General features: G+C 71.3%; 12 protein-coding genes. 5 read left to right on the top strand and 7 right to left on the bottom strand.

Annotation, left to right across the window (positions count from 1 at the left end):
- Positions 1-62: 62 nt before the first annotated feature.
- The 3 genes from ACFT4A_RS12115 to ACFT4A_RS12105 all read right to left on the bottom strand — a co-directional run bounded on the left by ACFT4A_RS12115 (position 63) and on the right by ACFT4A_RS12105 (position 2,478).
- Positions 63-1,022, bottom strand: coding sequence for an SPFH domain-containing protein (locus tag ACFT4A_RS12115; RefSeq protein WP_382499913.1), 960 nt, complete (start codon positions 1,020-1,022; stop codon positions 63-65).
- Positions 1,023-1,153: 131 nt separating this feature from the next.
- Complete coding sequence (locus ACFT4A_RS12110; protein WP_382828464.1) at positions 1,154-1,585, bottom strand: NfeD family protein; 432 nt, start codon at positions 1,583-1,585, stop codon at positions 1,154-1,156.
- A 95-nt stretch (positions 1,586-1,680) separates the two neighbouring features.
- Complete coding sequence (locus ACFT4A_RS12105; protein WP_189730195.1) at positions 1,681-2,478, bottom strand: ABC transporter ATP-binding protein; 798 nt, start codon at positions 2,476-2,478, stop codon at positions 1,681-1,683.
- A 161-nt stretch (positions 2,479-2,639) separates the two neighbouring features.
- On the opposite strand from ACFT4A_RS12105, the gene ACFT4A_RS12100 reads away from it, so the two are divergent.
- On the top strand, positions 2,640-3,428 hold the full coding sequence (locus ACFT4A_RS12100; RefSeq protein ID WP_189730197.1) for a hypothetical protein: 789 nt from the start codon (positions 2,640-2,642) through the stop codon (positions 3,426-3,428).
- Positions 3,429-3,682: 254 nt separating this feature from the next.
- Here ACFT4A_RS12100 and ACFT4A_RS12095 read toward each other — a convergent pair whose 3' ends face one another.
- The 3 genes from ACFT4A_RS12095 to ACFT4A_RS12085 form a co-directional block, all read right to left on the bottom strand.
- Complete coding sequence (locus ACFT4A_RS12095; protein WP_382828462.1) at positions 3,683-3,925, bottom strand: chaplin; 243 nt, start codon at positions 3,923-3,925, stop codon at positions 3,683-3,685.
- Between the two features lie 156 nt (positions 3,926-4,081).
- Positions 4,082-4,723: a response regulator gene (locus ACFT4A_RS12090; RefSeq protein ID WP_382828460.1), complete on the bottom strand. Its 642-nt coding sequence runs from the start codon at positions 4,721-4,723 to the stop codon at positions 4,082-4,084.
- Positions 4,716-5,861, bottom strand: coding sequence for a GAF domain-containing sensor histidine kinase (locus ACFT4A_RS12085; protein WP_382828458.1), 1,146 nt, complete (start codon positions 5,859-5,861; stop codon positions 4,716-4,718). The genes ACFT4A_RS12090 and ACFT4A_RS12085 overlap by 8 nt, the downstream gene beginning before the upstream one ends.
- A 236-nt stretch (positions 5,862-6,097) precedes the next feature.
- Here ACFT4A_RS12085 and ACFT4A_RS12080 point away from each other — a divergent pair, with 236 nt between their 5' ends.
- The 3 genes from ACFT4A_RS12080 (at position 6,098) to ACFT4A_RS12070 (ending at position 8,958) form a co-directional block, all read left to right on the top strand.
- Positions 6,098-6,796 carry an SDR family NAD(P)-dependent oxidoreductase gene (locus tag ACFT4A_RS12080; RefSeq protein WP_382828455.1) on the top strand — a complete coding sequence of 233 codons (699 nt, stop codon included), beginning with the start codon at positions 6,098-6,100 and terminating at the stop codon, positions 6,794-6,796.
- Complete coding sequence (locus tag ACFT4A_RS12075) at positions 6,793-7,923, top strand: S-adenosylmethionine:tRNA ribosyltransferase-isomerase (protein ID WP_382828453.1); 1,131 nt, start codon at positions 6,793-6,795, stop codon at positions 7,921-7,923. The genes ACFT4A_RS12080 and ACFT4A_RS12075 overlap by 4 nt, the downstream gene beginning before the upstream one ends.
- A 306-nt stretch (positions 7,924-8,229) precedes the next feature.
- Positions 8,230-8,958, top strand: a complete 729-nt coding sequence (locus ACFT4A_RS12070; RefSeq protein WP_382828450.1) for a transglycosylase SLT domain-containing protein — start codon at positions 8,230-8,232, stop codon at positions 8,956-8,958.
- A 99-nt stretch (positions 8,959-9,057) separates the two neighbouring features.
- On the opposite strand, the gene ACFT4A_RS12065 is transcribed toward ACFT4A_RS12070, so the two are convergent.
- Positions 9,058-11,580: an FHA domain-containing protein gene (locus ACFT4A_RS12065; protein ID WP_382828448.1), complete on the bottom strand. Its 2,523-nt coding sequence runs from the start codon at positions 11,578-11,580 to the stop codon at positions 9,058-9,060.
- A gap of 241 nt (positions 11,581-11,821) precedes the next feature.
- Here ACFT4A_RS12065 and ACFT4A_RS12060 point away from each other — a divergent pair, with 241 nt between their 5' ends.
- On the top strand, positions 11,822-13,930 hold the full coding sequence (locus ACFT4A_RS12060; RefSeq protein WP_382828445.1) for a streptophobe family protein: 2,109 nt from the start codon (positions 11,822-11,824) through the stop codon (positions 13,928-13,930).
- The last annotated feature ends 5 nt before the right edge of the window (positions 13,931-13,935 follow it).

Raw genomic sequence — 13,935 nt, 5'->3', positions numbered from 1 at the left:
GCCTAGCTGTCATGCGAAGGGGCCCGCGACTCCGGGAAGCGGGCCCCTTCGCATGTGCCGGGTCAGTCGATGGACGGCTTCTCGCGGCGTTCCTGAGCGGGGATGCCGGCTCCGGAGCCGCCTCCGTTGCCGCCTGAACCTCCGCCGAGGCCGCCGAAGTTGCCCATGGCGCCGGAGAGGCCCTTGAGGGCGTCGCCGATTTCGCTGGGGACGATCCAGAGCTTGTTGGCGTCGCCCTCGGCGATCTTCGGGAGCATCTGGAGGTACTGGTAGGAGAGGAGCTTCTGGTCCGGGTCTCCGGCGTGGATGGCCTCGAAGACCGTACGGACGGCCTGGGCCTCGCCCTCGGCGCGCAGGGCGGCCGCCTTGGCCTCACCTTCGGCGCGCAGGATCTGGGACTGCTTCTCACCTTCGGCGCGCAGGATCTCCGACTGCCGGACACCTTCGGCCTGGAGGATCGCGGCGCGCTTGTCGCGGTCGGCGCGCATCTGCTTCTCCATCGAGTCCTGGATGGAGGTGGGCGGTTCGATCGCCTTGAGCTCGACGCGGTTGACGCGGATGCCCCACTTGCCGGTGGCCTCGTCGAGGACGCCGCGCAGGGCCGCGTTGATCTCCTCGCGGGAGGTCAGGGTCCGCTCCAGGTCCATGCCGCCGATGATGTTGCGCAGCGTGGTGACGGTGAGCTGCTCGATCGCCTGGATGTAGCTGGCGACTTCGTAGGTCGCGGCCCGCGCGTCGGTCACCTGGTAGTAGATGACGGTGTCGATGTTGACCACCAGGTTGTCCTGGGTGATCACCGGCTGCGGCGGGAAGGGGACGACCTGTTCACGCAGGTCGATGCGGTTGCGGATGGTGTCTATGAACGGGACCACGATGTTGAGGCCCGCGTTGAGTGTCCGCGTGTAGCGGCCGAACCGCTCGACGATGGCCGCGCTGGCCTGCGGGATGACTTGGATCGTCTTGATCAGGGCGATGAAGACCAACACCACCAGAATGATCAGGACGATGATGACCGGTTCCATCGTCGTTCCCCGTACCCTTCTCCGCCTCGGCGACTTCGGCAGATCTTATGGTTGTTGAAGATCTTGCTGGTCGAGTCTGTCAGACCGTCGCGTAGCTGGCGAGGAGTTCACTCCAGTTACGTCCTGCGAGGTCACATGACGATCGCAGTGGCTCCCTCGATGTCCACGACGTCCACTTCCTGGCCTACTTCGTAAGCGCGGTCGGTGTCGAGGGCGCGGGCCGACCAGACCTCTCCGGCCAGCTTGATCCGGCCGCCGGAGGCGTCGACGCGTTCCAGGACGACGGCTTGTCTGCCCTTCAGCGCGTCCACGCCCGTGGCGAATTGGGGCCGCTGGGCGCGATGCCGGTTCGCGATGGGCCGTACGACGGCGATGCCGGCGGTCGAGACGACGGCGAAGACCGCGACCTGGGCGACGGCTCCGCCTCCGAAGACGCCGGTGACCGCCGCCGCGGCGACGGCGCCCACCGCGAGCATCCCGAGTTCGGGCATCGCGGTGACCACGAGCGCGATGCCGAGCGCTGCCGCGCCTATCAGCCACCACAGCCATGCGTCGATTTCCACATGGTCATGGTAGGTCCGACGCCCCTGTCGCCGACAGGGCGCCCGGCGTGTGAAATGCCGTTCTTACTCTGGCACTTGTGCGGCGTGGGGCCGGGTCAGGACAACGGGAGGCCCTGTGCGGTCCAGCGCTCGCCCGCCTGTTCGACGACGAGCGGGAGACCGAAGCAGAGGGACAGGTTGCGGGAGGTGAGTTCGAGCTCCAGCGGGCCGGCGGCGAGGACCTTGCCCTGGCGGATCATGAGGACGTGGGTGAAGCCCGGGGGGATCTCCTCGACATGGTGGGTGACCATGAGCATCGAGGGGGCGATGGGGTCGCGGGCGAGCCGGCCGAGGCGGCGGACGAGGTCCTCGCGGCCGCCGAGGTCGAGTCCGGCGGCGGGCTCGTCGAGGAGGAGCAGCTCGGGGTCGGTCATCAGGGCGCGGGCGATGAGGGTGCGCTTGCGCTCGCCCTCGGAGAGCGAGCCGAACCTGCGCTCCAGGTAGTCGCTCATGCCGAGGCGGTCGAGGAAGGCGCGGGCGCGCCGCTCGTCGATCTCCTCGTAGTCCTCGTGCCAGGTGGCGGTCATGCCGTATGCGGCGGTCAGCACGGTCTCCAGGACCGTCTGGCGCTTGGGGAGCTTCTCGGTCATGGCGATGCCGGCCATGCCGATGCGCGGGCGCAGCTCGAAGACGTCGGTGCCGGGCCTGCCGAGGGTCTCGCCGAGGATGGCGGCGGTGCCCGAGCTGGGGAAGAGGTAGGTGGAAGCGAGGTTGAGGAGGGTGGTCTTGCCGGCGCCGTTCGGGCCCAGGATGACCCAGCGCTCGCCCTCCTTGACCGACCAGGAGACCTGGTCCACCAGAGCCCGGCCCTCGCGGACCACGGATACGTCCTGAAGCTCCAGAACATCGCTCATGAGCGCGTTGTCTCCCCTTGCAGTGTGGCCGGTCTCGGCTGTCGCGTAAGCCTGTGGCTCGGTCCGCCGCGCCGGTGGGCGCAGCCCTCCATGAAATCTACGCCACCGGTCGGTCCGGACATTCCCTCGGTCCGGGTCTTGGGCTCTCTTAGGGTGGAGGCATGCTCTCGGAACCGCGTGCTGGACGTCTCGCAGCTTGGGGAAATGCCCTTTTGGCCGGACTTGTCTCACCTGATGACGCCGTGCTCGCCATCGTCGGCGAGGACGCGGTGCACCGGGTGGAGGGGCTGCCTGGGGAGTCGGCGCCCGTCGGGCTCACGCTCGCGCTGGGGCGGCTGCGGACGCTCGGGGTGACCGGGCTGCGGCTCGCGCTGCCCGCGCCCGGGCATCCGCTGGGGCTGAGCGGGCCGCCGGAGTTCAACGCGCGGGCGCTGGACGCCGAGCAGGCGGTGGTCTGTTACGGCGCCTCGTTCGGGCTGGTGCCGGAGGTGTACGAGGCCGGGCCCGAGGGTGATGTGCATGTCGAGGTCGTGTGGCACGTGCTGCCCGTGCGGGAGGCGCCGCCCGCGGATGTGCCGTCGCTGGGTGAGGCCGAGCGGGAGCTGGCGGAGGCCCTGCGGGAGGCGACGGAGGTGCTGACGCGGCTGGACGTGGCCGGGTCGGGGCCGGTGGCCGAGGCGGCGGTCGACGCGTATCGGGCGCGGGCCGAGCGGGGGCGGGAGGTGCTGGCGCCGGGGTATCCGCCGCGGGCGGTGCGGGTGCTGGAGCTCGCGCAGCGGGTGGGGACGTTGATCGTGGTGGCGACGGAGAGTGGGCACGGGGGTGCGGTGAGTGCGTCCGAGATGGGGGCGCGGCGGGAGGCGTTGCGGCCGGTGGAGCGGACGGCTCGGCGGGCGCAGGTCGCTGCGTACAACTCCGTTGTGGAGGAGCGGGAGCGGGGGGTGCGCTGACTGTCGGGTGTCGGATGCTCGGCGGTGGTGCTGGGCTGGGGCGGGGTGCTGACTGGGGGTTGTGATGGTGTTCGGCGTTTGGGCTGAGGGCGGGTGGGTGCGCGGCCCGGCGTAGCGGGGTGCCGCCTGCGCCCACCCGTGCCGCCCCTGGCGGCACGCATGCCCGCAGGCTGGGCGCGGCCGTAAACGACTGACGGCCTCCCGGGCAGGACCGGGAGGCCGGGGTCACCTTCGGCTCGGAGGCGGAGGTGAAGTCAGTGGTTGACGGCGAGGTTGCCGAACGCCGGGTTCAGGACGCCGATGACGTTCACGCTGTTGCCGGAGACGTTGACCGGGACGTGCACCGGGGCCTGGACCACGTTGCCCGAGGCGACGCCCGGCGAGCCCACGGCGCTGCCGTCGGCGTGCGCACTCGTAGCGGAGGCCATGCCCGCACCGGCGGCCAGCAGTCCACCGGTCACCATCGTCACGGCAGCGGCCTTCTTCAGGTTCTTCACTTCTGAGCCCTCCTTGCGATCGCCGCGGCAGGCGCCGCGGCACGCACTGGAGAACGGCGGAGATCCGTCGAGGATGCGCCATACGAGGGACATTCCCACGACAGTATGAATCTCGGTCCGGACTGGAACCTTCCGCGCTGGGGTGGGCTGAGGGTGTCAGCCGGTCATTCCATGGCGAACGGCCCACAGGGCGGCCTGGGTTCGGTCGGACAGGTCGAGCTTCATCAGGATGTTCGAGACGTGGGTCTTGACGGTCTTCTCGGAGAGGACGAGCGCGCGGGCGATCTCCCGGTTGGAGCGGCCGTCCGCTATCAGGCCGAGCACCTCACGCTCCCGGTCGGTGAGCGAGCCGGCCCTTCCCGGCCCCGAGTTGGCCTCCTCCTGGGACAACAGGGCGCCCGCGACCTCCGGCTGGAGGAGGATGTGCCCGGCGTGGACGGAGCGGATGGCTCCGGCGAGGGCCTCGGGGTCGACGTCCTTGTAGACGTATCCGGCGGCGCCCGCGCGCAGGGCCGGCACCACCGTGCGCTGCTCGGTGAAGCTGGTGACGACGAGCACGCGCGCGGGGTTGTCGAGTTCGCGGAGTCTGCGCAGGGCGTCGACGCCGTCCATGCCCGGCATCTTGACGTCCATGAGGATGACGTCGGGCTTCAACTCCTCGGCGCGGTCCACTCCTTCGGCGCCGTCCGCTGCCTCACCGACGACCTCGATGTCGTCCTGCACCTCGAGGAACGTGCGCAGACCCCGGCGTACGACCTGGTGGTCGTCGACGAGCAGCACCTTGATTGCGTCAGCCACCGGGGACCTCCATCTCGATCGTGGTGCCCTTGCCGGCCACCGATTCCACGGTCAGTGTGCCGCCGGCCCCGCTCGCCCGGTCCCGCATGGAGACCAGGCCCAGATGGCGCCCCGCGCGGCGCACCGCCTGGGGGTCGAAGCCGCAGCCGTCGTCCGTGACCCGCAGGACGGCTCCGCCGTCGCGGCGGTCCAGGGTCACGTCGACATGGTCGGCGCCGGAGTGGCGCAGGGCGTTGTGCAGGGCCTCCTGGGTGACGCGCAGGACGGCTTCCTCCTGGGAAGCGGGCAGGGCCTTGACGCCATGGCAGGCGAAGGTCACGCGCGCGGTGTGGGCGCGGTCGAGGACCTGGACCTGCGTGCGGAGGGTGGCCACGAGGCCGTCCTCGTCGAGGGCGGCGGGGCGCAACTCGACGACCGCGGCACGCAGTTCGTCGGCGGCCTCGGCGGCCAGCACGGCCACCTGATGGAGCTCTCCCTTGGCGCGGGACGGGTCCCGGTCCACCAGGCGGGCCGCGGCCTGGGCCGTCAGGCGGAGGGAGAAGAGCTTCTGGCTGACCGCGTCGTGCAGTTCGTGGGCGAGGCGGGAGCGCTCCTCGGCGATGGTCAGCTCACGGCTGCGTTCGTAGAGGCGGGCGTTGGTGAGGGCGATCGCGGCATGCTGGGCGAGGATGCCGAGGAGTTCCTCGTCCTCCGCCGTGAAGCCGCAGCCGCCTTCGGGCTTCTCGCAGTTCTTGTTCGCGAGGAACAGTGCGCCGATGACCTCGTCGCCGTCGCGGATCGGCAGGCCCAGGAAGTCGACCAGGTCGGGGTGGGCCTTAGGCCAGCCCTCGAAGCGGGGGTCCTTGCGGACGTCGGCGAGGCGCTCGGACCTGGCCTCGTGCAGCATCGCGGCGAGGATGCCGTGCTGGCGCGGGAGGGGGCCGATGGCCTTCCACTGTTCCTCGCTGACGCCGTCGACCACGAACTGGGCGAAGCCGCCGTGATCGTCCGGCACGCCGAGCGCGGCGTACTGCGCGTCGAGCAGCTCGCGGGCCGAGGCGACGATCGTCTTGAGGACGTCGCGCACCTCGAGATGCCTGCTCATGGCCAGCAACGCGGAACTCACCGCGGCGAGGCCGGACCGGGGACCGTGACTCATGTCATCACGGTACCGGCGGGCTGTGACAGCGCGGATCGGACCAGTGGCGGCGGGTGCCCGGTCCGGTGGGCCTAGGTCGCGAGGCCGAGTCGGCAGGGCGGTGCGGCGTACGACTGGGGGCGCCGGGCCGGTGGCGTAGGGCGAAGGGACCCGGTGGATTGCGGCCCGCGTCCGAGGTGGTCGAGGCGGCTCCGTTCCTACGTTGAGGGCACGCGATCACGACGAGGGAGCCGATCATGCCGGTTGCGATCATCACCGGGGCCTCGAAGGGCCTGGGCCGTGCGCTCGCCGATGCCCTGGCCGGGCGTGGCTGGGACCTGGTGCTCGATGCCAGGGGCGCCAAGACGCTGACGGAGGCGGCCGAGGCCGTCTCCGCGCACGGCACGCGCGTGACCGCCCTGCCCGGGGACGTCACCGACGCCGGGCACCGGGCGGAGCTGGTGTCGGCGGCGTGGCGGCTGGGCGGCGTCGACCTGCTGGTGCACAACGCGAGCGCGCTGGGCGCCGAGCCGCTGGTGCGGCTGGAGGAGCTGCCCCTCGATGGGCTGCGCCGGGCGCTGGAGGTGAACCTGGTGGCGGGTCTCGGCCTGGTCCGGGAGGCGCTGCCGCTGCTGCGGGCTTCTGCGGCGGGCACGGTCGTCGCCGTCAGCTCGGACGCGGCGGCCGAGGCGTACGAGACCTGGGGCGGCTACGGGGCGTCCAAGGCGGCTCTGGACCAGTTGGGGGCGGTGCTCGCCGTGGAGGAGCCGGGGCTGCGGGTCTGGGCGGTGGATCCCGGGGACATGACCACGGACCTGTATGCGGCGGCCGTACCGGACGATCATGATCCGCGGCCGGAGCCGGCGGCTGTGGTGCCGGGGTTCCTGCGGCTGCTGGACGAGCGTCCGGCGAGCGGGCGGTACGGGGCTCCGGCCCTGCTGGACGGGGCCCGATGACACCGGCGGTGCGCGTACCGGAGGAGCTGTCGGCCCGGGTGCCGGTCGAGCAGCGGGGGCCGGGGCTGGACCGGGACGCCGTACGGATGCTGGTGTCGCGGGGGTCCGGGGTGGCGCATCACACGTTCTCGGAGCTGCCGCGGCTGTTGCGGGCGGGGGATCTGCTGGTGGTCAACACCTCGGCCACGCTGGCGGCGGCCGTCGACGGGTGGATCGGGCACGCACGCGTGGTGGTGCATTTCTCCACCTCCGGGGACGACGGCCGCTGGGCGGTGGAGCTGCGGGAGCCCGACGGGCGGGGCACCACGCGTGCGCGGAAGTCAGACAGTGCGCGAAGCGCTCCTTGGAAGGGTGGTGGCGGGAGACGGGCGGGAGGGCCCGTGGGTACGGAGGTGCGTCTGCCGAGAGGCGTACGGCTGGTGCTGGAGGAGCCGCTGAGCGGGCGGAGCGGGCGGCTGTGGTGGGCGCGGGTGGCCGGGCCCGGGGTCGCGGGGCTGCTGCGGGAGTACGGGCGGCCCATTCGCTACTCCTACACGGAGCGGGACCAGCCGCTGTCCGTCTACCAGACGGTGTTCGCGTTGCCGTCGGCGGACGGGGCGGGCTCCGCGGAGATGCCGAGTGCGGCGCGGCCCTTCACGGCGCGGCTGGTGGCGGAGCTGGTGGGCCGGGGGGTGCGGTTCGCGCCGGTCACGCTGCACACGGGGGTGGCGTCGGCGGAGGCGCACGAGCCGCCCTGTCCGGAGCGCTTCGCGGTGTCTTCGGCGTCGGCGCGGCTGATCAACGCCGCGAGGGCCGGTGCGGGCCGGGTTCTCGCGGTCGGGACGACGGCGGTGCGGGCCGTGGAGTCGGCGGCGGGTGCCGACGGGGTCGTACGGCCGCGGGCGGGGTGGACCTCGCTCGTGGTGACCCCGGAGCGCGGGGTGCGGGTGGTGGACGGGCTGCTGACCGGGCTGCACGAGCCGGAGGCCTCGCATCTGCTGATGCTGGAGGCGATCGCGGGGCGGGCTGCCGTAGAGCGTGGCTACGAGGCCGCGCTGCAGGGCCGTTACCTGTGGCACGAGTTCGGGGACGTGCACCTCGTCCTGCCCGGAAAGACCGCTCACACAGTGCATTGCTCAAGCAACTGACAGTGCAGCAGATCTTCGCCCAATGTGACCCCTCGCATAGGAGCCACGTCACGTACGAACGGACGTAGGAGACAAACTCGACCTATTGAGCGGCAACGACAGTCCAGTCTGCCCCGATTTGCTACTCCCTGATCCACTATCTCCCTTCGTACGTCACACCTTTGCCACGCCATTTTGCGGCCGCTAAGAATGGCTGCCGTCGCTCAGCGCCGTGGGTTCACCTCCGCGGCGTTTGTGTCGGAAACACACCGAGTCCAACGCCGGACGCCGAGCGACTCCCGCGCTATTCGAAGAGGTCCAACCACCATGCCCAAGAACATCTTCAGCCGTGGCCCCAGTCGTAACCTCACCCGTCACCACAAGATCGCCATGGCGGGTGTCGCCACCCTCGGCGCCGCCGCCATCGGGTTCTCCGCGGTGCCGAGCGGCGCTTCGACCAAGACCACGACGGAAGCCGCTCAGTCGGCTCCGGTGGCGTTCAGCAACCAGCAGATCAAGGACGTGAAGGCGAGCGTCACCGACCAGATGGCCGGTGCCAGCCTGAAGGCCGAGCAGATCGAGGCGAAGAAGAAGGCCGACGCCGCGGCTGCCGCCAAGAAGAAGGCCGCCGCCGAGGCCGCGAAGAAGAAGGCCGAGGCCGCGCGCGAGGCCAAGGAGGCCGCGAGCCGCGACGCCAAGCGCGCCGAGGCCAAGAAGGCCGCCAAGAAGACCTACCCGAACAACCTCGACGGCTGGATCCGCGAGTCGCTCGACGTCCTGAAGAAGCACGACATCCCGGCGTCCTACGACGGCATCCACCGCAACATCATCCGCGAGTCGGCCGGTGACCCGAAGGCCATCAACGACTGGGACATCAACGCCATCAACGGCGTCCCGTCGAAGGGCCTGCTGCAGGTCATCCCGCCGACGTTCAAGACCTGGCACGTCCCCGGCACCTCCTGGGACATCTACGACCCGGTCGCGAACATCACCGCCGCCTGCAACTACGCGGCCGACAAGTACGGCTCGATGGACAACGTCGACAGCGCGTACTGAGGTAGCGCGGGACCTCTGCTCGCTGAACGAGAAAACGCCGAAGGGCGGCACCCTCCTGACGAGGTGCCGCCCTTCGGGGCGTCGTACGTGAGGCAATGACTACTTGCGCATGACCTCGGGCTCGTGGCGGCGCAGGAAGCGGGCCACGAAGAAGCCGCAGAGCACGCCGAGCGCGAGCAGCGCGCCCATGTCCATGGCCCAGGCCCCGACCGTGTGCTCCCACAGCGGATCGTTGTCGCCGGCGGTCTCCGGCGGAGCGATCTTGTTGAAGTCCAGCGTGGCACCGGAGGCGGCGACCGCCCAGCGCGACGGCATCAGGAACGAGAACTGGTTGACGCCGATCGAGCCGTGCAGCGTGAACAGGCAGCCCGTGAAGACGACCTGGATGATGGCGAACATCACCAGCAGCGGCATGGTCTTCTCGGCGGTCTTCACCAGCGAGGAGATGATCAGGCCGAACATCATCGAGGTGAAGCCCAGGGCCATGATCGGCACGGACAGCTCGACGAGCGTGGCGCTGCCGAAGACCAGGCCCTCCTCGGGGATCTCCCGGCTGGAGAAGCCGATGACGCCGACCAGCAGGCCCTGCAGCACGGTGATCATGCCGAGCACGAACACCTTGGACATCAGATACGCCGAGCGGGACAGGCCGGTCGCGCGCTCCCGCTCGTAGATGACCCGTTCCTTGATCAGCTCACGGACGGAGTTCGCCGCGCCCGCGAAGCAGGCGCCGACCGCGAGGATCAGCAGGACCGTGGTGGCGGTGCCGTTCGGGATGATCCGGCCGGTCTGCGGGTTGGCCGGGTTCGGCAGCAGGCCCTTGTCCGCGTCGATGAGCAGGCTGACCGCGCCGAGCACGGCCGGCAGGATCACCATCAGGGCGAGGAAGCCCTTGTCGGACACGATCACCGAGACGTAGCGCCGCACCAGCGTGACGAACTGCGACATCCAGCCCTGTGGCTTCGGCGGCTTCATCGCCTGCATGGGCGGAACCTGTACGGACTGCGGCGCCACGGCGTCGATGTCCGCTGCGTACATCTGGTAGTGCTGCGAGCCCTTCCAGCGGCCCGCCCAGTCGTAGTCCCGGTAGTTCTCGAAGGCGGAGAAGACATCGGCCCAGGTGTCGTAGCCGAAGAAGTTCAGCGCCTCCTCGGGCGGGCCGAAGTAGGCGACGGAACCGCCCGGGGCCATCACCAGGAGCTTGTCGCAGATCGCCAGTTCGGCCACGGAGTGCGTGACGACGAGGACCGTACGGCCGTCGTCGGCGAGGCCGCGCAGCAGCTGCATGACATCGCGGTCCATGCCCGGGTCGAGGCCGGAGGTCGGCTCGTCCAGGAAGATCAGCGAGGGCTTGGTGAGCAGCTCCAGGGCCACGGAGACGCGCTTGCGCTGGCCGCCGGAGAGGGAGGTGACCTTCTTCTCCTTGTGGATGTCCAGCTTCAGCTCGCGCAGCACCTCGTCGATACGGGCCTCGCGCTCACGGGCCGTGGTGTCGGCGGGGAAGCGGAGCTTGGCCGCGTACTTCAGGGCCTTCTTGACGGTCAGTTCCTTGTGCAGGATGTCGTCCTGCGGGACCAGACCGATGCGCTGGCGCAGTTCGGCGAACTGCTTGTAGAGGTTCCGGTTGTCGTAGAGGACCTCGCCCTGGTCGGCCGGGCGGTAGCCCGTGAGTGCCTTGAGCAGGGTCGACTTGCCGGAGCCGGACGGGCCGATGACCGCGATGAGCGACTTCTCGGGGACGCCGAAGGAGACGTCCTTGAGGATCTGCTTGCCGCCGTCGACCGTGACGGTCAGATGGCGGGAGGAGAAGGACACCTCACCGGTGTCGACGAACTCCTCGAGCCGGTCCCCGACGATCCGGAACGTCGAGTGGCCGACGCCGACGACATCGGCCGCGCCGAGCAACTGACCGCCGCCCTTGGGGATCGGCAGGCCGTTGACGTAGGTGCCGTTGTGCGAGCCGAGGTCGCGGATCTCCATGCGGCCGTCGGGCGTGGCGTGGAACTCGGCGTGGTGCCGGGAGACCTGCAGGTCGGAGACGACCAGCTCGTTCTCCAGGGCGCGGCCGATGCGCATCACGCGGCCGAGGGAGAACTGGTGGAACGTGGTGGGGCTGCGGTCGCCGTGGGCCGGCGGTGCCCCCGCGGCACCGCCGGGGGCCTGCTGCTGCGGGATGTGCCCGCCGGGCTGCTGCGGCTGCTGCTGTTGCCAGCCCGCCTGCGGAGCCTGCTGCTGGTGGGGCGCCTGCTGGGCCCAGCCGGGGTTCGCGCCCTGCGCGGCGTACGGCTGCTGCTGGGGCTGGGCCTGCTGCGGCGTGGCGACGGAGGAAGCGGCGTCGGAGAGGTTCAGACGCGGTCCGTCGGTGGCGTTGCCCAGGTTCACCGCCGAGCCCGGGCCGAGCTCCAGGTGGTGGATCCGCTGACCCTGCACGAACGTGCCGTTGGTGCTGCCATGGTCCTCGATGACCCAATTGCGGCCGTTGAAGCTGACCGTGGCGTGACGCCAGGAGACCCTGGCGTCGTCGAAGACGACGTCCCCCTGCGGATCACGTCCGAGGGTGTATGCCCTGGACGGATCGAGCGTCCAGGTACGTCCGTTTGATTCCAGTACGAGTTCCGGCACTCCATGCCCCACTGAGTTGTCCCCCGAGTTACCCCCGACATGGGGAGTCTAGGGATGTCGAACATCGGGGGGAACTATTTCAGGAGCGGCCCCCTGACCGAAAGTCGGGCCTTGTGAAAACCGCGGACGGGCACCTCGGCCGATTCCGTTGACGGGGTTGAAACCGGGCCGGAGAGTGGTATTTCGTCGCGAGGGGGACATGCGCGGAGTTCCCGCCGCGTAGCGGATCGGGGGGTCTGCCATGGGTGCCGGTGCAGGTGTCGAGAGGGCGAGTGACGGCGCGCGCGTGCCGTGGGGGGACGTGCTGATGTCCGCCGTCGCCGCTGTGAGCTGGGCGTTGATCGGGATGGCGGGCACGGCGGCGCTGGGGCTGCGGCTGCTGGAGGCGGACACGGCGGGCTCGTTGGGGCCGATGACCGCGGCGGTGGTGGCCCTTGGGGCGGGTGGTTCGGTCACACCGTCCGGAGATGTGTCGGTGTTCGGCCTCACGGGCGCGGAAGCGGACACGGCCATCGAGATCACGCCACTGGGGGTGAGCCTGGTCGGGGCGGTGCTGCTGTCGTACTTCTTCCTGCGGTCCTTGCGGGCGGCGGGAGTTGTGATCTCACCGGCCGAACTCCTCGCGCGTGCGGGCGCGGTGGTCGCGTTGTTCGTGGCGATGCTGGGCGGGCTGGCCTGGGCGGGGCACGACGTCATCACGATCGACGGCGGTTCGCTGGGGCTGGACGACCTGACCGGCGGGGGCGGGAGTGGAGACGGCGGCCTGGAGATCCCCGGGCTCGGGAACGTCGGGGACATCGGCGGGCTGCTGCCGGACCGGATCGGGGACCTCGTCGACGCGCGGGCGGCGGTCGGATTCTCGGTCGACACCGTGCCCACGCTGTTCGGCGGGCTCGGCTGGTCGGCCGGGATCCTCCTCGTCGCCCTGCTGGCCTCGCGCCGCACGCCGCTGCCCCGGGGGTGGGAGGCCGTGCACCGGGTCGTACGGCCTGCCGTTTCCGCGGTGGTGACCGTGCTGCTGGTGGCCGTGGCGGCGGGGTTGGCCGCGGCGGCGTACGCGGCGAGCGGCGACGACCACCCCGAGCGCATCGCCGGCGCGGCGCTGCTCGGGGCGCCGAACGGGGTGTGGCTGGGCGTGCCGATCGGCCTGTTCGTGCCGTGGGGCGGCCGAGCAACGGGTGAACTGACCCGTTTCCTGCCGGACCCGCTGGACGATCTGCTCGTGGCCCGCCCCGACCGGCAGGTGACGCTGGGGAGGCTGGCCGAGCTGGACGGGCGGGTGTGGCTGCTCGGGGTGGCGGCGGCGCTGATGATGCTGCTGGCGGGGGTGCTGACGGCGGTGCGGTCGCCGGTGGGGGGCGTCGCGGCGGCGGGGGCGGCGGTACGGGGTTCCGGTGCCCTCGGGTTCGCGGGCAGGTGCGCGCTGCGGCTGGGGGTCGCGACCGCGCTGGCCCTGCCGTTGCTGGCCTGGCTGACGGACGTGTCCGTGACCGCCTCCCTGTCCGTGCTCGGCTTCGACGCGTTCGGCGCGGGCATCGAACTGCACGGGCATCTCGGCATGGCCCTGCTGCTGGGCGCGGTGTGGGGCGCGGGGGCCGGGGCGGTGGGGGCGCTGCTGGCGTGGGCGAGCGGGGCCGCGGGGCGCTCGGCGGCGGTGTTGGCCCGGGGGGATGGGGCGGCGGGGGTGGGGGGTGGCTCGGGGGTGAGCGGGCGCGACGGGGGCATGGGCGGGCATGGCGGGGGGCAGGGCTGGCACGGCGATGGCCAGGGCCGGTACGACGGGAGCCAGGGCCGGTACGACGAGGCCGGGCGACACGATGAGGGCCAGGGCGGACACGGCGGGGGCCAGGGCCGGTACGACCAAGCCGGACGACACGATGAAGGCCAGGGCCGACACGGCGAGGGCACCCGGCGCTCCGGGGACCGAGGTGATCCGCAGGGCGAGCCGGTCTCGTACGGGACGGAAGCGGGGCCCTACGTGCCGGGTACGCCGTACCGGCCGCCGAACCCGGCCACCAATCCGTACCTCCGGGTGCCGGACGAACTGCGGGAACCGGAGGACGCGCGGCCCGCCGGTGAGGAAGGGCGGCCGGGAGAGGCCTGGAGGGGCCCGGGTGACGCGGGCCGGGGCCGGCAGGACGAAGAGCGGTCGGATGCGGGGGCCACCGAGCCCGGGAACGGCGATGTGTACGGCGCGCCCACCGTGGCGCGGCCGGTCGGGCCGCCGCCGCGAGGCCCCCGCCAGCCGCCCGGGCCGCGGGGCGGGAACGGGCCGCCTGCCCGGCCGGACGACGGGCCGCCGCCCCCGCCTCCTCCCCCGCCGCCGCGGAAGCCCCGGGGCGGGAGGTGATCCCG

The sequence above is a fragment of the Streptomyces sp. NPDC057099 genome, from assembly GCF_042671245.1.
GTDB lineage: Bacteria > Actinomycetota > Actinomycetes > Streptomycetales > Streptomycetaceae > Streptomyces > Streptomyces purpurascens.
This window is presented reverse-complemented; position numbering and strand designations above follow the sequence as displayed.